18 protein-coding genes are annotated in these 19,616 nt (G+C 47.8%); 4 read left to right on the forward strand and 14 right to left on the reverse strand.

The window, feature by feature from the left end:
* The first annotated feature begins 66 nt into the window (after nt 1-66).
* Entirely contained in the window at nt 67-576 is a 510-nt protein-coding gene (locus tag AC4OGX_RS00400) for a ferritin (RefSeq protein ID WP_493327814.1), read from the forward strand.
* A 56-nt stretch (nt 577-632) separates the two neighbouring features.
* Nucleotides 633-1,022, forward strand: coding sequence for a desulfoferrodoxin family protein (locus AC4OGX_RS00405; protein ID WP_493327815.1), 390 nt, complete (start codon nt 633-635; stop codon nt 1,020-1,022).
* A 202-nt stretch (nt 1,023-1,224) separates the two neighbouring features.
* Here the strand turns inward: AC4OGX_RS00405 and AC4OGX_RS00410 are convergent, their stop codons facing one another.
* From AC4OGX_RS00410 to AC4OGX_RS00435, 6 genes are all read right to left on the reverse strand, one after another.
* Complete coding sequence (locus tag AC4OGX_RS00410; protein ID WP_493327816.1) at nt 1,225-1,509, reverse strand: hypothetical protein; 285 nt, start codon at nt 1,507-1,509, stop codon at nt 1,225-1,227.
* A gap of 60 nt (nt 1,510-1,569) precedes the next feature.
* Entirely contained in the window at nt 1,570-2,331 is a 762-nt protein-coding gene (locus AC4OGX_RS00415; protein ID WP_493327817.1) for an ABC transporter permease, read from the reverse strand.
* Nucleotides 2,328-3,059 carry an ABC transporter permease gene (locus tag AC4OGX_RS00420; RefSeq protein WP_493327818.1) on the reverse strand — a complete coding sequence of 244 codons (732 nt, stop codon included), beginning with the start codon at nt 3,057-3,059 and terminating at the stop codon, nt 2,328-2,330. The genes AC4OGX_RS00415 and AC4OGX_RS00420 overlap by 4 nt, the downstream gene beginning before the upstream one ends.
* Nucleotides 3,056-3,814, reverse strand: a complete 759-nt coding sequence (locus tag AC4OGX_RS00425; protein WP_493327819.1) for an ABC transporter ATP-binding protein — start codon at nt 3,812-3,814, stop codon at nt 3,056-3,058. The genes AC4OGX_RS00420 and AC4OGX_RS00425 overlap by 4 nt, the downstream gene beginning before the upstream one ends.
* A gap of 130 nt (nt 3,815-3,944) precedes the next feature.
* Nucleotides 3,945-5,267: an Nramp family divalent metal transporter gene (locus AC4OGX_RS00430; RefSeq protein ID WP_493327820.1), complete on the reverse strand. Its 1,323-nt coding sequence runs from the start codon at nt 5,265-5,267 to the stop codon at nt 3,945-3,947.
* A 28-nt stretch (nt 5,268-5,295) separates the two neighbouring features.
* The gene (locus AC4OGX_RS00435; RefSeq protein ID WP_493327821.1) at nt 5,296-6,267 is read right to left on the reverse strand and encodes a dihydrodipicolinate synthase family protein; all 972 of its coding nucleotides are present in this window, start codon (nt 6,265-6,267) and stop codon (nt 5,296-5,298) included.
* Nucleotides 6,268-6,763: 496 nt separating this feature from the next.
* Here AC4OGX_RS00435 and AC4OGX_RS00440 point away from each other — a divergent pair, with 496 nt between their 5' ends.
* The gene (locus AC4OGX_RS00440; RefSeq protein WP_493327822.1) at nt 6,764-7,759 is read left to right on the forward strand and encodes a LacI family DNA-binding transcriptional regulator; all 996 of its coding nucleotides are present in this window, start codon (nt 6,764-6,766) and stop codon (nt 7,757-7,759) included.
* Here the strand turns inward: AC4OGX_RS00440 and AC4OGX_RS00445 are convergent.
* The 7 genes from AC4OGX_RS00445 to AC4OGX_RS00475 form a co-directional block, all read right to left on the reverse strand.
* Nucleotides 7,756-9,048, reverse strand: coding sequence for a DUF6056 family protein (locus AC4OGX_RS00445; RefSeq protein WP_493327823.1), 1,293 nt, complete (start codon nt 9,046-9,048; stop codon nt 7,756-7,758). The two genes, AC4OGX_RS00440 and AC4OGX_RS00445, sit on opposite strands and share 4 nt — an antisense overlap.
* A gap of 219 nt (nt 9,049-9,267) precedes the next feature.
* Nucleotides 9,268-9,819: a DUF1097 domain-containing protein gene (locus tag AC4OGX_RS00450; protein ID WP_493327824.1), complete on the reverse strand. Its 552-nt coding sequence runs from the start codon at nt 9,817-9,819 to the stop codon at nt 9,268-9,270.
* Nucleotides 9,820-9,825: 6 nt separating this feature from the next.
* On the reverse strand, nt 9,826-10,938 hold the full coding sequence (gene buk, locus AC4OGX_RS00455; RefSeq protein ID WP_493327825.1) for a butyrate kinase: 1,113 nt from the start codon (nt 10,936-10,938) through the stop codon (nt 9,826-9,828).
* Between the two features lie 10 nt (nt 10,939-10,948).
* Nucleotides 10,949-11,953 carry a phosphate acyltransferase gene (locus AC4OGX_RS00460; protein WP_493327826.1) on the reverse strand — a complete coding sequence of 335 codons (1,005 nt, stop codon included), beginning with the start codon at nt 11,951-11,953 and terminating at the stop codon, nt 10,949-10,951.
* Between the two features lie 15 nt (nt 11,954-11,968).
* Entirely contained in the window at nt 11,969-12,208 is a 240-nt protein-coding gene (locus tag AC4OGX_RS00465; RefSeq protein WP_493327827.1) for an acyl carrier protein, read from the reverse strand.
* Between the two features lie 41 nt (nt 12,209-12,249).
* On the reverse strand, nt 12,250-12,660 hold the full coding sequence (locus AC4OGX_RS00470) for a Zn-ribbon domain-containing OB-fold protein (RefSeq protein ID WP_493327828.1): 411 nt from the start codon (nt 12,658-12,660) through the stop codon (nt 12,250-12,252).
* Nucleotides 12,661-12,672: 12 nt separating this feature from the next.
* A complete protein-coding gene (locus tag AC4OGX_RS00475) occupies nt 12,673-13,983 on the reverse strand; it encodes a thiolase family protein (RefSeq protein WP_493327829.1) in 1,311 nt (436 codons plus the stop codon).
* Between the two features lie 147 nt (nt 13,984-14,130).
* On the opposite strand from AC4OGX_RS00475, the gene AC4OGX_RS00480 reads away from it, so the two are divergent.
* Nucleotides 14,131-15,681 (forward strand): PucR family transcriptional regulator, encoded by a 1,551-nt coding sequence (locus AC4OGX_RS00480; RefSeq protein WP_493327830.1) that lies wholly within the window; start codon nt 14,131-14,133, stop codon nt 15,679-15,681.
* Nucleotides 15,682-15,857: 176 nt separating this feature from the next.
* On the opposite strand, the gene baiCD is transcribed toward AC4OGX_RS00480, so the two are convergent.
* Complete coding sequence (gene baiCD / locus AC4OGX_RS00485; protein WP_493327831.1) at nt 15,858-19,328, reverse strand: bile acid Fe-S flavoenzyme BaiCD; 3,471 nt, start codon at nt 19,326-19,328, stop codon at nt 15,858-15,860.
* Nucleotides 19,329-19,616 lie beyond the last annotated feature (288 nt).

Genomic DNA, 19,616 nt, shown 5'->3' on the forward strand with positions numbered 1-19,616 from the left:
GCCCATTGGGTATATTTTTTACAAAAATGAACATACTATCCTGAGAATCTATTTAAGGAGGCATGTATGGACGAACAAATACTGCAGTTGATCAATGAACAGATTAATTTTGAATTCTTTTCTTCTTATCTTTACCTGGGATTTGCAAATTATTATGCAGAAGCCGATCTCGATGGTTTTGAAAACTGGTTCCAAATCCAGGCCAGGGAGGAGCTTGATCATGCAATGCTGCTGATCCAGTATCTTCACAATAATGACCAGAAGGTGGTTTTGGAAGAGATCCGCAGACCTGACCTGAAACTTTCCTCTCACGCCCAGCCCCTGAAGGTTGCCTATGAGCATGAGAAACAGGTAACAGGGCGGTTTAACGAGATCTACGAAACTGCTTTTAAAAAGAAGGATTTCCGGACGACCCAGCTGCTGGAATGGTTCATTATGGAGCAGGGCGAGGAAGAAAAAGCTGCCAGTGATCTTCTGGCAAAGATGAATCTGTTCGGCGGTGAGCCCAAAGGGCTTTACGAGCTTAACAAAGAGTTTGCAGCAAGAGTTTATGCCGCTCCTACACTTGTTCTCTAAATCTATTACACCTGTCAGGAACCCCTGATAATTGCATTCAAACGGAGGAAATAAGTATGTCAAAACATGAACCAATCTTTTTTGCATGTGACAACTGTCATGTCATTATCGAAGAAATCGCCGGAACCAAAGAAGGATTTTCCTGTTGCGGAACACCTATGAAACAACTCACCCCGAATACGTCCGAAGGCGCCCATGAGAAACACCTGCCGGTCGTAGAACAGGACGGAAATACGATCACTGTCAAAGTAGGAAGCGTTTTCCACCCCATGTCTGAGGAACACAGCATAGAGTGGATCTACCTGGAGACAGAAAAGGGAGGACAAAGAATCCACCTGGATCCAAACGGCGAACCTGTGGCAGTATTTACAGTAAACGACGGGGACCGCGCTCTGGCGGCATACGCATACTGTAATCTCCACGGCTTCTGGAAGGTTGAGATATAGGAAGCCTAAGAGAATCAGGCAGCAAAATAACAGGCTCTACAGTAGAATTCGTACCATATTGTATACCCAAAGGGCATCCCGTAACTCATGCCCTGCGGGCGGATTTACAGCTTCGCTGTAAAAAAATGTATATATTTATAAAAGGGGACAGTGCAGTGAAACAAATCACGCTGTCCCCTTTTCATATAAAATCCATTTATCCTTAGAAGAAATTCGTCTGCATCATCAATCCCAGCGCGATCAGCCCGCCCAATGCATACACTCCATTGATCACTACACAGAGCTTCATAAGCGTATTTTTTACCTCTCCCTTCGTATAGGAAAGAATTGTGAACACACCGGAAAACATCATAAAAACTGCATAGCATGCAATACTAATTTCCGCTCCTGGTGATTCCAGGGCCCACTGATTCTGCCGAAGGATAAAGATCGTCCATGGAAGGAAGATCATCATTGTGCTGACTGCTGTGGATACTTTCTGTTTCATATTTGCCTTACCTTTCCGGTACGCACTCTCACGTACCTGAATCTATTTATTGTGATACTGCTACTTCCTCTCCGCTCTTCCGAATGCGATACAGCTGACCGTCAGACAGATCACTGTCGCTGCGACAGCAACCGCTGTCAGCGGGAACCATTCCATCTTCATATCCTCAAGACCTGTTCCCATACTGTTCATACGATTCATCATAAAATAGAACGGATAAGACATCGGATATGCAAACCAGATCTTCGTATTTGTGATCACCACAGTCGGAACAATGGATGCCAGTCCTGCCCCGATCGAAAAGATCGGAGTCTGAATGCACACCGCAAGCATCCAAAAGACTGCTGCCATCGGAATCGACGATACATAGATCAGCCCGATCTCGCGAAATACCTTAAGCGGTTCCAGCATAAAGGAATAGTCATGTATCTGAGATACAATAGCTGCACAGATGAAATAAGCGGCAGTCATCAGGAGCATCTGAATCCCGGCCAGGATGAGAAGTACGACAAACTTGACCATGGATAATGCCGCCGTATTCACGGGCAGTGACAGCATCTTTAAGATTCCCCTGTTGGTACGCTCCAGCTGCGTCATCATCACTGTACAGACTACCATGCTGGCCGGATACATGATCCAGGCAAAAGCCATAAAACTCTGCACCAGGAAGTTATTTTCAGGTGTGATCCCCTCTGCCTGCATCTGGAAATTCATATCCGCATTGATCACCTGGGGAATCCATAAAACAATGACAGGGATCAGCAGAATCCAGAAAATCCTGGAGCGGCGTATTTTCATCAATTCCACTTTTATCAGATTCATGCCAATTTCCTCCTTATCTTCAAAAGTACCAGCTGTACTGCTGCTAAAATTACCGCCTCGATCCCTGCCACACAGAGAAAATGATTCACCTGTTCCCGGCTTAAAAGAACAAAGCTTTGGTAGGGAAGTGCGAACGGGAACATGACAAATGCCGAATCCGGAGACATTGTCTGTGGAACAACCGATACGACAAAGGTGCATATCACGCAGATACCGAGGGACACCCACATATTTTTGCAGATATATGAAACTGCCAGGACTGCAAAGATGACCGGAAACATGACGATGGCTGTAAAGCCTGCATTTTTCAATAACACCAGCCAAAAATCTTCCGGAACTTCAAACCAATGGTATACGCAGAACGCAAAGGATGCATTTTCTAACAGAAGCGCGATCATGCCGGCCAGCGTCAATAGCCGTGCCTTTCCCATATGCATTCCGAAAATACTGACCGGCAGCATCTCCATTTTCTGCATGGCATTGTCGGCATATTCGGTGTGATAGAGCAGGCAGGCTCCCAGGATCAGAAGAAAAATATGCAGCATCGCCATCATCTGCCAGTTAGCCTTTAATAAGATCTCCAGCGGTTCTCCATATGTCCCGGTATAAAGTTCAGAGCGGACCGCCATGTTCACGACCGGTATGGCTGCCGCAAGGATCCCGCCGGCCAGGAAGGCCGGCCAGAATCCGGTCCGTTTTGTCTTCCTGAATTCAATCACCATACTCATCTTCTTACACCTCTTCTCTGATTATCTTCCTCGATCATCGTGAGGAATGTCTCTTCCAGATTGTCTGTGGGATAGCCCTTGATCGCAGCCTGCCCCCGGAGTGTATCGAGGCTTCCCTCAAAAAGAAGTCTGCCGTGATTCATGATCCCTACATCGTCTGCCATCAGCTCCACCTCTGAAAGAAGATGGGAGGACACCAGAACTGTACAGTGATATTTTTCCGGCAGGGTTCGGATCAGGGTCCGGATCTCATGAATTCCTACCGGGTCCAGTCCATTGGTCGGCTCATCGAGAATCAGAATCGGCGGACGGCCGATCAGAGCCGAAGCCAGTCCCAGGCGCTGTTTCATACCCAGAGAGTATTTTTTCACAAGCCGTTTCTTATATTCTGTCATTCCCACAAGCTCCAGTGCATCCTTAACGCTGCTCTTTGGCAGTCCCAGGATGCTTCGGACGATCTCCAGGTTCTCCTCCCCTGTCAGGTTGCCGTAAAAAGCCGGCGCCTCGATGAAGGAACCGATCTCTCTTAGGATCGCCACCCTGTCACGGGGATAGCTTTTTCCGGCGATCCTGAATTTCCCGCCGGTTGGATTGGTCAGCCCCAGGAACATCTTCATCGTCGTAGATTTGCCTGCCCCGTTGGGGCCGAGAAGCCCGTAGATACTGCCCTGCTTTATGTGCAGGGAAAGGTTGTTCACTGCTGTAAAGTCTTTATAGCTTTTTGTCAGGTTTTTTGTCTCTATCATATTTGTCATATCATCTCTCTCCTTTCTTGTTGATATCAGCATAATACAACAACCTTACAGCCACCTTCTGGAAACCTTACATTTACCTTACAAAAAAAGAACCCTCCATTTCTGAAGAGTTCTTCTTAATCGCTGCTTATTATATTCCAAAAGCTCCGAGTAGTTTCGGTACATAATTCATCAATGCAGATCCTGTCATCACCAGTGCAAAGACATAACTTACTACCATGCATACCTGAAGGACACGGGGAGCCTTTAGTCCCTCATTGACATCCTTCCTAAAAATCATGCGGCACACAAAGAATCCGCCAAACGGTGTTGCAACCGCAGTTGCTATATTTGCAATAAAGATTAATTGTGTCGGTGAACCATCATATGTATAGCAGATGACAGCTGCAAATGCGATGCAGAACAGACAGCCCCACCGGATAAATTTAGATTCCAGTCCCACAGGCTTATCAATCCCGGCTGCCAGTAATACCATTCCTCTCTGGGTGTTGCCAAGCAGAGAAGAAAATCCAGCTGCCAGCAGTGCTACCCCCATTACGATCGGAGCCGCCTTTCCTAAAAACGGAACGAGCAGTTCTCCTAACTGTGCCGGTGCAGTAATCGCCGTACCCGTCGGATTCAGTACGATCGCACCTACCAAAACGATCGAGCCTGAGATCAGAATTACCGCCGCCACATGGGCAATTGCATCGGCAAACATGATCCCGTTGAACAGATCCTCCTTCTTCCACTTCTTCTCCACACCAAGATATGTTCCGTAAATCCCTGCGGTGATCGCTGCATTGGTACTCACATAAGCCAGCGCCGTGGACAGACTGCCGTCTGCGATGTTCCAGTGTGTCAGCCCTTTTCCGAGATTTCCCCATGCCGGACCTCCTGTGGCGACCAGGGTGGCATAGAAACAAATGATCATGCCAAGGATACAGAGCGTGATCAGCTTTTCAACCTTTGAATACACCCCTTTTGTGAAATAGCAAATCAGAATAACCGCTATCATAAGCAGTGAACCCAGTTTCCAGTTCATTCCGAAGATCAGGTTCATACCAGCCCCGGAACCGGTTATATTTCCCATCGTGAAGAACAGACAGGATAAAAATGTGGCAGCGCCGACTACAACTGCCGCTCCTTTTCCATAATAATGCCGAATGGCATGTATGATCGGCATATCCGTCAACATTGATATCCGATAAGTTGTAAGCATGAACGTGATTCCCATAAAAGCGATCGGGATGATCAGCCATATCATGGAATATCCATAATTAGCCCCCATCATCGCAGAGGTCGTGATATTCCCCGGCCCGATTACCACACCGGCTAAAATGATGCCTGGACCGATCCTCTTGAGAAGTTCTATAAATGATGCTTTTTTCACTTTTGTCTGATCGAAATGATCCCCCATATCTTCACCTCTTGTTGTAAATGGCGGCACCGGACAGCATTCCAATGCCGCCATAAACAGACCTCTTCATTCTGTATTTTTACTATTTGAACTGGCTCATATCAACCTTTTCCATCTTGCTTCTCTCAAGACCTAACGCGATCCAATCCTTCTCCTCCTGATTCAGCGGAAGAACCGGCTTACGCATTAATCCGCTTGAGAAGATGCCTCTTTGTACCAATGCTTCCTTCAGACGCGCATGTGCTTCACCTGACGGCTGTCCTCCTCCGTAGATCGCCTGTGAGATATGATAGATCCGGTCGGACCATTCCTGTGCTTCTTTTAATGTATGCTTGTCCGGATTTGCAAATACTTCGCGGGCCGGGCAGATGATCTCAGGTACACATCCGGCAAATCCGATCAGTGCGCCGTCCATTCCCGGGAACCAGCTTACGCATAACGTCTCATCATGGCATGTGATCAGGGAGATATCCGGGCATTCCTGACGTAAAAGACGTACATCATGTTCATAGATAGAAGTCACACGTGTTCCCATCTTGATACATTTTACATGATCGATTTCTTTGCACATCTTGATCAAAGTCTCAACCGGATAGAAAGCCTTGCTTGTTGCAGGATACAGGTGGATGATGATGTCGATATCAGCACCTTCTGCCACATCCTTTACATATTCAAACGGTGCATCTGCGTGCATACCGAAACGCAGCCACATGTGAGGAGGCATCAAAAGGATTCCGTCAGCTCCTGCCTCTTTTGCTTCCTTTGCCATTTCGATAGACTCGATCGTATTTTCACAGTTGATACCGGAAATGATCGTCATCACATCGCCGCACTCTTCGCTGCAGATCTCAACAACACGCTTACGCTCTGCGCGGGAAAGGCCTGTGATCTCGCCTGTATGTCCGTTGCATACAAGACCTTCGATCCCTTTTCCGTAGAATGTTTTGATCCAGCGGAGGTATGCACGAAACTCTGGTTCATTAATAGAATAATCATCATTTAAAGGTACAGAAACTGCCGGGAAGATTGTTTTAAAATTTTTTACTTTAGCCATAGTGAAATTCTCCTTTTCATTATAAAAGATTGTTTAAGTTTTTACATCCTAAATTTCATATCAGACATTACCTTTTCAGCAGGCCCTACTCTCACATCGCGCGCTGTCATTTCGAACCGTTTGTGCAATCGTTTGTATGTCGTATGAGTATTTTATATCACACTGGTTTTACAGGGTCAATAGATTTCATCCCATCTGCAATTTATTGCATACGCTCTGCAAAATATTGTATATTTCACAGTAAAACCAATTAATCACTCTGTTTTTTATGCATTTTCACCATATTAAATTCCTTTTTCTTCCTTCCGTTTCCTGTTCATACTTTTTTACTTTTCAAACTGTTTTTTTCTTGCACTTTTTATTTTCTTGTATTATATTGATATTAAATACAAACGTTTGCATATATCTAAAGACAAAATCAAATATTCAAAATCTGCTTCGCTGATTCCTTGATGGGATGAAATAAGTTGAAAAAAGACTGAAAGGAGACAAAGAAATGGCTACTCTAAAAGATGTTGCACGTCTTGCATGCGTAGATGTGAGCACAGTCTCACGGGCGTTAAATAACACGTCCTATGTACACCCGGACACCAAGGCACGCATTTTTGCCGCTGTAAAAGAGCTCAGCTACCAGCCCAATGTCCTTGCCCAGGGCCTCAGGCAGGGTAAACGCCATACTATAGGTGTTGTAGTTCCCCGGCTCTATCTGACTTTGTTTGCGGAAATCACACAGAGTATTGAGCTGGAATCCAGAAAGATGGGATATGCCACGCTGCTATGCCACACAGAGGACGATCCCGTGATCGAAAAAGAATGCCTGAACCGGCTGCGCAATGGTTTTGTTGACGGGATCATCATTGCAGGAACGGGGCGCAACGGACGGCTCCTGCGCGATATCCATTCCAGCGGGATCGCGGTAACGCAGATAGTCCGGAAACAGGAAAGCACGATCAGCAGCGTCACCGCGGATTACGATGCCTGCGGTTACGAGACTGTAAAGTATCTTGCCTCAAAAGGCTGCAAAGAGATCGGTCTGATCAATGGCTCCACAAAGCTGGCGCCCTACCGGGAACGTTACAATGGATATCACCGTGCTATGGAAGAATTGGATCTGATCGAGACATGTGCGGCCTCCCTGGAGCCCTGTAACAGCTTTGAATACGGATATCAGTGCACCCTGGAGCTTTTGAATCAGAACTCTGAACTGGATGCCATCATGGCCGCCGTCGATATCCAGGGAATCGGAGCCTTACGGGCACTCAAGGACCGGAATATCCGCGTGCCGGAGGATATCAAGCTTGTCAGCCTCACCGGGCATTCCGTAGGCGCCATGCTGGAGACCTCCATGACCTCACTGGAAATTCCTGCGAAAGAGATCGGTGAGAAGGCCACGCAGATGGTGATCAGTGAGATCGAAGCTCCTGCGGATGCGAAGCCGAGCGTACAGAACCTTGTATTTCCGGCTTCACTTGTGGAGCGTGAAAGCAGTTAAAAAGAATGGCTATCCCATATTTCCCTGACGATCCACACCGTTCCAATGCAAAGAGCCACATCCATGAAGAAATATGTCCTTGTCCCGGATGCGATCAACGTCGGTGAGAATCCCATGATCAGACGTGCCCCAAACCCTGCTGCCAGGATCAAAAGCACCAGGGCTTTCTCTTCCAGAGACCGGAAACTTCCATAGACTGCCACCCCGGTCATAAGAAAGAAAACAGTATACAATATCACCTGGGGATACACCGGGATCGGCGGGGCCTCTGGAATCCCATTCTCATAATGTACACCGACTGCCCATTCCCGGATTCCTGTCCCCAGCACTGCATCCGGGAATCTTCCTGCCCAGATCACCGCACGGCCTAAAAGTGGAAAGGTGCCGCACAGAGTAAACAGATTCACCTTTTTATATTTTATCCAAAGCCATGCGCAAAGAAGTGTTATGAAGATCAGAAAGGGCAGTTCCCGCGTACTGTAGAAGTAGTCCACTGTTGTAAACCATCCGTTCCACAGCTTTTGACCAATCGAAAGCTTCTCAAATCCGTTCCAATAGGTGGCTGTCTCCTGCACAACCCGTGCAGCATTTCCCTTGCATGTCATGATGAAAACGAGTGAAAAAATACTAAGCAGCATCTGTGAGAAAAGAATCGGCTTTAACCTTTTACTTTTCACAAAATAGATTACTGCAAGCAGATAAAAACAGAATACGATCGCTGCCGTCTGTTCCATATTGCAGCCTATGACTGCTGCCGCACCAAACCCAATATAATGATACCATCTGATCTCTTTCCCCCGATAGATCATTCCCAACGGAATCAGTGCAGTCACCGCGGCTGCCAGCGCCCAGATATAATTGATAGCACCGGGCTGTATTCCCACATCAATCAGTCCGTCCATCGGAAACAAAAACAGCAGAAGGGAAAGCACTGTTGTCTCCAGCCATCCCCACTCAAAGAGTTTTCGTAAACCATATACTGTGCCCAAAATGATGAAACTGTCAAGTACTGCAAAAGCCAGATAAGGCAGTGTAAGAACCAGATAAAGCATCCCCTCCAGAATCACCCTTCCTGACCAGGTATTCACCCGCCATGAAAGAAATCCCAACAGGCTGTACTGCTTCACATTCTCCGAAAAAGCCAGTGTATCTGCCCGGTATTCCCTGACATGGTAGTGAAAGATGCATAAGCCTGCGCATAAGAGGAACACAGCGGCTCTCTCTATAAAAACAGAATTTTGCAGACAAAAGCTCTTTAGCTTCTCTTCCATCTTTTGTAATTCCTTCATCCTTAAATACTCCTCTCCTTGTATGTCACCGATGCTGCTTTCTATAGTTTAGCCAATAACTTAAGATCAATCAAGTATTTTAGGGATATCATCCTAAAATTCAAACAGTGGACATCACCTTATTTCCGCTGGTATAAAAATACGGCTTCACCTAGAATAGCACGTTCCTGCCGGTCAGACAGGAACCGTCTTTCTAAGCGAAGCCGTTTTGCATCTCTTTTAGGAAATCACTGTTTCTTCCTTGTTTTCTTTCTGTTTCTCCCCGCTCAGTCTTCGTATCAGCACCTTCTGGAATGCATCCACACCTACTCCCACATACAGAACGCCTGCCAGCATGGCAGCCCCGATCTGTATCGGCAGTGTCCCGAGTGCAGCAGTCTTCATAGGCCCCATAATCGTAAGGCCGATTGCCCAGCCACACAGCCAGGAGGGGGTAAAGATCCACTTCGGAACTGTTTCGCCGATGATCACGGCAAGGCCTCCTAAGACAAATAATGTCACATAAAGCTCTATACTCGGATTCCATGGCAGAGACTCCATAATCATGACCGCCAGCACGGCCCACAGATCTCCCAGCAGAAATCCGATACTGATCTTCACTGCATCTTTCCTTTTATTTCCATTGGCTACATAAAGTCCGGCACAGATCAGTGCAACTGCACCTGTACTCACTCCGATATAAGGGGAAAGTACCGCCCAGACCGGAGGCATCAGGGCGATTCCGAAGGCAAGTGTCAGTGTATGTATCCTTTTCATTTGCTTTTCTTCCATCTTCGGTCACTCCCACTCGAATTTATCCCAGACCGGTTTTCCGGTATATACCTTAAGCGCTTCTTCCCCGTCCAGTACCCGGACTGCCCCTGCTGCCATCGCCTCCATTTCAAATTCACCCGGGTAGGCGCTGACTGGAGCGATAAAAGAGCAGACCTCGGTGATCTGGCTGACCAGATCTTCATTATATACCATGCCGCCGCCCAGCAGGATGCCGTCAACCTCTCCATGCAGTACCGCAGCCATGGAACCGATACACTTCTCGATCTGGTAAATCATGCTGTTCCAGAGCATTCCGGCATAGGAATCCCCGGCCTTGGCTCTGTTCGTTAGTTCTAATGCATCGGAAATCCCGACATGGCTGACAAATCCACCTGTTCTGGTGCAGAGTTTTTTTACATCGGAAAGCTTTAGATCGTGCTTCTCCATATATCCTAACAGATCAGATACCGAAATACTTCCGCATCTGGTCGGTGCCATAGGCCCTTCTCCGCCTACGATATCATATCCGTCCACCATCTTTCCGCGCCGGTGGGCAGATACGGATATCCCGCCGCCGATATGGCATACGATATAATTACAGTCTTCATATCTTCTTTTCATTACATTTTTGCTGTGGCGGATCGCTGTTTCCTTAAGATTGAGCGCATGGAGATGAATGATTCGGTTCACCCCCTGAATTCCTGTCATACGCGCAAGATCCTGCAGCTCATCCACGTCGGGCGGATTCACCACCATTGCTCTGGCCCCATATTTATCTGCAAATTCGTGTGCCAGCTGAGAGCCTAAGGCTGCCGGATGGATCACGCCATTCGCACAGGTCCTTGCATGCTCAAGCATCAGATCTGTCACCTCGTAGGTACCGCCCTCCATGGAGACCAGCCCGCCGCCGCGGCCGACGAATACATCTACATCATCCAGCGTGATCCCCGCCTCGTTTAAAAGTCCTAAGATCATATCCCTGCGGTAGGGCAGCTGCTCAGACAGAGTCTCATACTGATCCAGTTCTTTGGCATCATGAGATACATTTTGGGAATACAGACATTCCCCGCCTTGAAACAACGCGATCTTGGTCGAGGTAGAGCCTGGATTTAGAGTCAATATTTTATATGCTTTCATACTGTTCTTCCTACTTTCTATTTCCTGCCGCACGGACTGCACTTATGACGATATTTCCTTTGATCTCAGATACCGGGGCTCCTCTGGAACAGTCACATATAACCTCGTTGAATCCCTGAAGCATCGGCCCGTATGCATCTGCATGCCCAAACTGCTGGATCAGCTTCACACCTACATTGCCCACATTCAGGTCCGGCCAGATGATCACATTTGCCTTTCCGGCGACCCGGCTTTCCCTGTGTACCTTCTTTGCCGCCACCGCCGGGGAGATTGCGGAATCAAACTGGAACTCGCCGTCGATCGCGAGGTCCGGACGTTTCTCATTTGCGATCCGGACTGCTTCTGTCACTTTATCGACCAGCTCCCCCTGTCCGCTCCCAAGCGTAGAGTAGCTTACCATCGCACATCTTGGCTCCCAGTCAAGGAGCGCCTTGACTGTCTCACATGCAGAAACAGCGATCTCCGCCAGCTGACTGGCATCCGGATTCGTGCACACGGCACTGTCGCCCACTGCCAGCAGGCTGCCTTCACTGCCCTCATATCCCGGAATATCACAAAGCCCAATACTGGAAATCGTGGAGATTCCAGGCTTCAATCCGATGATCATCTGCCCAGCCAGCAGAACATCCCCTGTAGTATTGTCGATTCCGGCAAATGTCACATCTGCCTCCTTTACCGCCTGCATCACCATGGCATAATACAGCGGATCTTCCATCCTGCGCCCCAGCGCCCTCTCCTTAAGCCTTGTATCCGGCAGCTGCACATATTCGTCTATCAGTTTTTTCTTATATTCCCCGTCGTTAATATCCACGAACCGAAAGACAGAACTATCATATCCCCGTTCTTCACACAGCTGTCTTAAACCTGTTTCATCCCCCACAAGAACAGGAATGATATATCCATCCTTCCCCGTCTCGTAGGCAGCCTGCATCATTTTTTCATTCTCCGCTTCCGGGAATACAACCCTTTGTGGATCCTGCTTTGCCTTCGCATAAATCTGATCTAATACGTTCATATTTCGATCCTTCCCTTACATCAGTTCTTCTACTTTATCCACCAATTCTCCAATCGTCTGACATGCCGCTGCCACTGGCAGCTGTACCAGAACATCCAGTTCGTTCTCGATCTCTGAGACAAGGCCAACCATAAGAAGGGAGGCTCCTCCCAGCTCTTCCTTAATCTTTGTATCAACACTCAGAGCACTCTCGTCCGTGTTATATGCCATTGCTACCAGCTCGATTACCTTTGCTTCTAATTCTTTTCTATCCATTTTTCCTTCTCCTTATCATCCATAAATCTTTTTTCTATTTCTTACTCTTCATCTAGTGCAAAAACGACCGTCTTGTATCCGTCTCTCTGGAAAATCTCGGCATGAACCGGCACGGGCAGCTGTTCCATCAGCACTTTTCTTTTTTTCTTATTGATCCCTTTTACTACGGCATTGAAGGTGGCACCCTCCTCGATCTCCACTTCGCCGTAAGCGATCGGGCCCAGGGCATTGTATTCCGGCTTGGAAGATAACGCTGCCGGCATTACGATCGACTTCATCACGCCCTTTCCGCTGATCTCGGTCCATTCCAGGTCCATGCATCCGCAGGAATTGCAGGCATATACCGGAGGAAATTCAACCGCGCCGCATTCTGTACATTTACGCCCGAGAAATTTTCCTTCCTCCAGGCCTTCATAAAATCTTTCCACTACTTTTTCTAATTTCACACCCATGTCTTTTCCCTCCTACTCTTTTGTCCTAAGAAGAACAGCCGCAACATTCTGGGCACCGCCATATCCTCTGAGCATGGCTGTCTTTGGCAGCTTCTTCACCTGTCTTTCACCGCATTCCCCACGCATCTGCATGCATGCTTCATATACATCTGCCAGACCGGATGCCGCATGTGCATGACCGAAAGAGGTTCTTCCGCCATTTGTGTTGATCGGCTTGTCCCCGTCATATGCGGTCCGTCCCTCACAGATATACTTCCAGCCTTCTCCATAAGGAAGATATCCTGCGATCTCAGCGGAGATCAGATGAGAAGTAATGATAAAATCATTGGCATAGAACAGATCCAGCTCCTTTGGCTCTACTCCTGTCACTTCATAGACCTGGCGTACTGCTTCTTCGGTTGCCCGGATCTCAAAATGTGGTGTCGTGGACTCACACGCCGCGCTTCCCACACCCAGTACTTCGATAGGCTTGTGACTTAAGTTTTTAGCAATCTCCGGGATCTTGTCTGTGGCACATACAATCACTGCCGCAGCGCCGTCACATTTGCGTTCCACCCCTTCCATACGGAGGAAATCGCCCATTTTCGGATTGTAAGGGGATCTCATATAGGACATGACATCCGGGAATCCTTTTTCTCTTGCGATCTCTGCAAATTCCTTACGCTCAAGCGCCAGCGGATTCTTCGCAGCATTGCGGCGGTTGTTGATGGCCATCCAGTTCAGGGTGTCATCCATCTGCTCACTCGTAATCCCGCGGGTGCGCACGTAATCCTCTGCCGCATCATCGTAGATCAGCTCGATCGGCGCCATCAGACTGCGGGCATAGGTACGGTCATAGAGCCAGGATGTCGTCGCCAGGAATTTATCCATGGTCATCTTTTCCCTTTTATAAGGGTGCTTCGGTGTCTCCACATTGTCCCCGGGATAAGGAACGCTGTCGCCGAATTCCACACAGCCGGACAGCACGCAGTTATACTTGCCGGAAGCGACTGCGTTGACTGCCTGCTCGATGGCAAGATAGCCGGTACAGCAGGCCTCTGAGTGGTGGATGGAGCCTTTTCCCTTCATGCCGAACCAGTTGCCGATCTGAATATTTGGAGTCAGATAATTGGATCCGTTTAACGGACTTGCCTGTCCGTGGAAATAAAAATCCACATCCTGAGGGTTGACCCCTGCATCCTCCATCGCCTTCAATGCCGCGTATCCGAACAGCTCACCTTCTGTCAGTCCATTCGTCTTTGGATGATCCACTGTATACATAAACGGGGTACATCCGACGCCAATAATCGAAACACTTCTGTTGTATTTACCTAACGTATTCATTCTTTTTCTTCCTTTCTTCGTTTTCCCTTTACCTTTGTATATTTAGTATATATAATGTAAACAGCGTATTCATCGTATTTGGGCATGATGTTATCGGTTATAATGCCCACACTTTTGTGCGTCTGCACAATACATATCGGAGGAATTATGGAGTATCATATTTTATTGTCAAAATTAAAAAAGAGAGGCTATTATCCACGGATCTTCGGAAATCAAGAACCAGACTGCGACATGCTCAATATTCGTATTTTTATGGAACATCAGAAGCTTTTTGAGCCGTCCACCCTTTATCTGACCTCCACGGATCATATGCCGGACGAGAATGTCCCGGAATCCTTTATCCTGTTTTGTTATGGGAAGGTCATTGATTTTTCCAGGTATGTAAACAGTGCCTTTACCATCGCTTACTTTGGGGAGAGTATCCTGCAGGCAGAGTTGTTTAACTTTGCCATGGAGAATTTAACAGAGGTCCATCAGATCACTGCCGGCATGCACATCCTGGTCAACGCGCTTTTTTCCGGGAATGGTCTTCAATATCTGGTTGATACCGCCACACGCCTGTTCTCAAACCCCATTTATGTTGTGGATCTTCAGAATAAATACCTTGCCATCTCTGACGGAATCATCCCGGAAGACGATTTTTTCCGCGAAGAGAGTGAATCCGGCTACATCAGCGAGACAGGCATCCGCTCTATCCGGTCCAATAAGCTGGACGAGAAGGTGCGTAAAAGTAAGACAGCCTACTATTATGTCAACGAGCTGGTTCAAAAAGGAATGCTCGTGGATGCGGTACATATCCAGGATATTGAGGTCGGACATGTCATGATGATGGAATCCGAGCAGCCCTTCCGTGAATTTGATGCAGACTTTTTCCACCGTTTCTGCAAGCTGGTATCTATGGAACTTCAAAAGGATTCCGCCTATGTCCGTAATAAAGGGGTCATGTATTCCTACTTCTTAGCAGACCTGATCAAGAATCCGGACCGCAGCATACAGGATATCAAAAACCGTCTCCGGGTGCTTGGGTATAAGTTAAAAGAAACCTTTTACATAGTTGCCATTCCTTCTGCCGGACATAGTACCTCCGACTTAAAACTGGAAGTGATCCTGGAACAGATGCGGCATATTTTTCCGGAAAGCATCTATGTGATCTATGAGGACACCATCGTCTTTCTGATCAGTAAAGATATGGATCAGAATCTAAGTGAATTTGAAATGACAAAACTCTCGGATTACCTGTCGGCAAACCATCTGAAAGCAGGGGTCAGCAATTTTTACCAGGATCTGGAGGACACTGCCCGTTTTTACCAGCAGGCTGTAGATTCGGTATTCTTAGGACTAAAGCTTGGGGATCCTTCCCCAATCTATTCTTTCAGTGACTACTATCTGTACAAAATGCTGGAATGCTTTGAAAAAGAGGATGCCCAGATACGCTTTCTGATCCATCCGGGACTGATGAAGCTCCACCTGTATGATCAGTCAAAAGGGACTGATTTTATGATTACCCTAAAGGAGTACTTAAAGCAGCCCGGGCAGCCTTCTAAAATCGCTGAAAAACTGCATATACATAAAAACACACTGTTATATCGGATGGGAAAAATCAAAGAGATCACAAACTGTGATTTTTGTTATGGAGAGGATTTTATGAATTTTAATCTTTCCATGATGATCATGAAATATCTGGGGATGTTAAGTTAAAATATCAATGATGGAATCTCATTGTCCGCTTATGAGTACTCGTTTCGGGTGCCGGATTATCTGAGAAGTTCTGAATCGTTATGATTTTCCCTCTTTATGACAGCGTAAAAAGAGGGCAGATTTTCCTATCTGCCCTCTGGTCAAATAAACAGGAATCACTCCTATCCCCACACTGCTTACAACCCCAGCTTCTCCATCAGTTCTTTCGTAATCCGGTAAGCGCTGTATTCCATCGGGATCACATAATCATCCCCCGGATCGTGGATCGGCTGCCATACCTGTGCATAGAACGGATTCTTCTTCGCGATCTGTCCGTAAGCCCAGGCATCCTTTAAGCACTCAGGACACCAGTGTCCGCCCTGGAGCACTGCATTGACAGAAAGCATGAACTCATGTCCGTCTGCACATCTCCACTTGACCGGTGTATAGATATCCGGCACCTCTTCTGCCAGACATTCGCCGCCGCGGAATTTTGCAGCCGCTTTCAGCTCATCCAGCGTCAGGTCTTCCAGCTTCTTCGTTTCGTCATATCCATGATCCAGATAGGTGGGTTCCTCGCTTGGATGGTGCAGGTCATATCCTTCCTCAAAGGACGGGATCGCTGCCTGCTGCTCTCTGGAACCGAAGAATGCCTTGATCCAGTCTTCCTCATTATTCTCAAACATCCAGTAAGTCCCCATTCTCTTGTGTCCGACTTCCTCGATATGTTTCCGCATGCCTTCGGCTGTCGGGAAAGCGGCACGGATCATCGGATTTGCAGCCATGCGTCTCATCTCATCCTGCACGCCGCCCCAGTAAGCCTCAGCCGGAATGCAGCGGAAATGGAGAATGTTGTCCAGATCATCGGCGTCTGTATAGTAGTGCCCGTGGAAGTTATATTTTGCCATCATTCTGGAATCCTGTGTATCCTTAAGGGAAATGCCAAATGCACCCAGACTGATATCCATCAGCTCCCATGTAGCCAGACGGTAGCCTGCCCCGCTTGATAAATTATAGGCTTTTCTCCAGAAGCTTTCCGGAACCCAGTCCTCGCAGATATTCGCCATGCAGATGCCGGATTCGATGGAAGTGCTCCATTCCAGTACATTGTTCGGCGGCTGATGTGTCTGGATCGGCAGGTCTCCTGCCGCCTCGTTGCTTGGATGCTGTCCGGTCTGGCGGATGGATACCCAGTGCTTTAAGCCGCTGTCATACAATGCCATCTCTGAAAATACTTTTGAGATTCCATAGTAATCAAAGATGGAAGGATTGATCGGATCTCCCACGCGTCCGAAGTGGATGGGCTCTGAACGCTGTCCGGTCATCGCAACTGTTGCAACATATGCAAAATGTACGGCATCCGGGTCCGGCTGCTCTTTGATCGCCTTGATGATATTTAAGGTGGAACCGATATTGGTATATAAAGTCTTCTCCGGGAAATCATCTGCCATCGGAGATACCATTGCTCCGACATGGAGTACATAGTCTGCTCCGGTCACACACTTCAGGATGGTCTCATAGTCTGCCATATCTCCCCATACAATTTCAAGAGCCGGACACATATACTTTTTCAGCAGTGCCTTATTCTTTTCAGACGGACGTACTAAGATCCTGGTCTTAAATCTGCTGCTCCTGGAAAGCAGCTGCTTCATCGTCTCCTGCCCCATGGTTCCGGTGGCTCCTGTCAAAAATACGACCTTCTTGGGTCTGGAAGCCTCTGCATGAACCTTGGGATCATCAAAAGTCAGCGCCACATCAAATGCCTCCCGCACTGCATCCAGGGCACGTCTTGCCATCCCTGCATCTCCTGCTGTAAAATAAGCGATACCAAGTTCACGGCATGCTGCCTCCAGTGCACTTCCGTCTCTGGAACGGGAACCGATGGCGAGAACGGCATAATCACAAGGATAGGATACGCTCTGTCCGTCTTTTGTTCCGATGACTTCTCCCTCTTTGATCTCGGTTACAGTCACTTCCGTTACCGGGTTGATGCCAAGCTGATAGATACTCTCTGTCACACAGGTCTTACGGGCATCTCCCATATCTGCACAGAATTCCTTGAGCATCTCAAGGTCGGTCACCTTACAGCCCTTTTCCGCCAGATATTCTGCAGCTTCCATGCCGACCATTCCTCCGCCGATCACGACGACATTTCCTTTTGCCTCCGCTTTTCCATCCAGTACATCATGTGAACTTAAGACAAACGGAAGATCTGCACCCGGAATATTCGGGATGATCGGTGCAGAGCCAATGGCATTTATGAAAGTATGCGGCCTGATCTCACCGATCAGCTCCGGTGTCACAGGGGTATTCATACGGATCTCCACACCCAGATCATGGGCACGTTTTGCCATACTCAAAACCGCCTGTTTCATCTCTTCTTTTCTCGGCGCCTCTCCTGCTGTCAGGAACTGGCCGCCCAATCTATCTGTGGCTTCGCAGAGGATCGGCTGATGTCCTCTTTCTTTTAAAATAATGGCTGCTTCGAGTCCGGCAATACCACCTCCGGCGATCAATACTGTCTCCGGCTTTTCTGTTTTGACGATCTGGCATTCCTTTTCTCTTCCCACTGCCGGATTCCTCAGACAGGTGATCTGCGGGCAGTCCAGGTTTGCAAATCCGTCCAGACATCCCTGGTCACATCCGACACAGTAATTAATCTCATCTAAACGCCCCTCTTTTGACTTTTTCACAAAATCAGGATCTGCCAGCTGTGCACGCCCCATGACAACCATGTCCACCTGATCTTCCTCCAGGAACTTCTCTGCCAGCTCAGCCGTGTTGATACGGCCTACACCAACAGTCAGCATTCCTGTTTCCTTGCGGATTCTTGCCGCATTTTCAATATTGAAGCCTCTTGGAAGGTCGATCGGAGGTACTTCAAACTTATTCCCTGCGGAAATGACATTTCCGCGGGAAACGTCCAGTACATCTACACCTTCTGCCTTCGCAAGCTTACAGAATTCGATCACTTCCTCGATCGTCAGACCATTTTCCAGATAATCATCATGCGCATCAATCCTCATAAATACAGGCATCGTCTCCGGAATGCTGGCTCTTACGGCACGGATGATCTCCAGCGGAAATCTCGCACGGTTCTCAAAGCTTCCGCCATACTCGTCCGTTCTGTGGTTGATCCCCCCGGAAAGGAAGGAGTGCGGAAGATAGTTGTGCGCCATATGAATCTCTACACAGTCAAATCCTGCCTGCACGGCACGTGCAGCTGCTTTTCCGTAACACTCTACTACCTCTGCAATCGTCTCTTTGGATATGCCCGGAATCGTCATCTGCGCACTCACCGGCATGTCGCTTGCAACCAGGATCAGGGCCGTTGGATCCATTCCTACACAGATACTTCCCTGCCAGAGCTGCAGCCCTGCTTTTCCGCCATTCTCGTGAATCGCGTCTGTTAATCTTCTCATGCCCGGTATATATGAGTCTTCAGAAATAGAAAGAAATCCTCTCGGTGCACTCGGTGTATGTACGCTGCAGACTTCCACGATGCTAAGCCCTGTACCGCCCTTGACACGTGCAACATGATAATCGATCAGCTTATCTGTGACCTCGCTGCCCTTTCCGGAAAATTTCGTTCCCATTGCCGGAAGGATGATGCGGTTTTTAAGCTCCATGTCCCTGATCTTGATCGGTGTAAATAGTTTCTGATACATAACTTTACCTCCTCGTCTTTCTGATGCAACTAAGGCTTTACTCAAACTTTCATTCAGCCTCAGGGGCGTAGATGTCGCCCTTGCTGTCTTTATTGTATAACGTCTGGTTTCTGTAGAGTCCATTCGCATAACCACCAAAAAACTCTCCCTATTTTTGTGAAGCATTTCCCTGAAAATGAGGATTCATGTTATACTATTTATAAATTGGGGGGCTGCTCATGTCCATTACGGTATCATTTTTCAAAAAAACACCCGTTTACCAGAATAAAAAGTGTTACGCAACGTTCC

This window comes from Faecalicatena sp., from assembly GCF_058819085.1.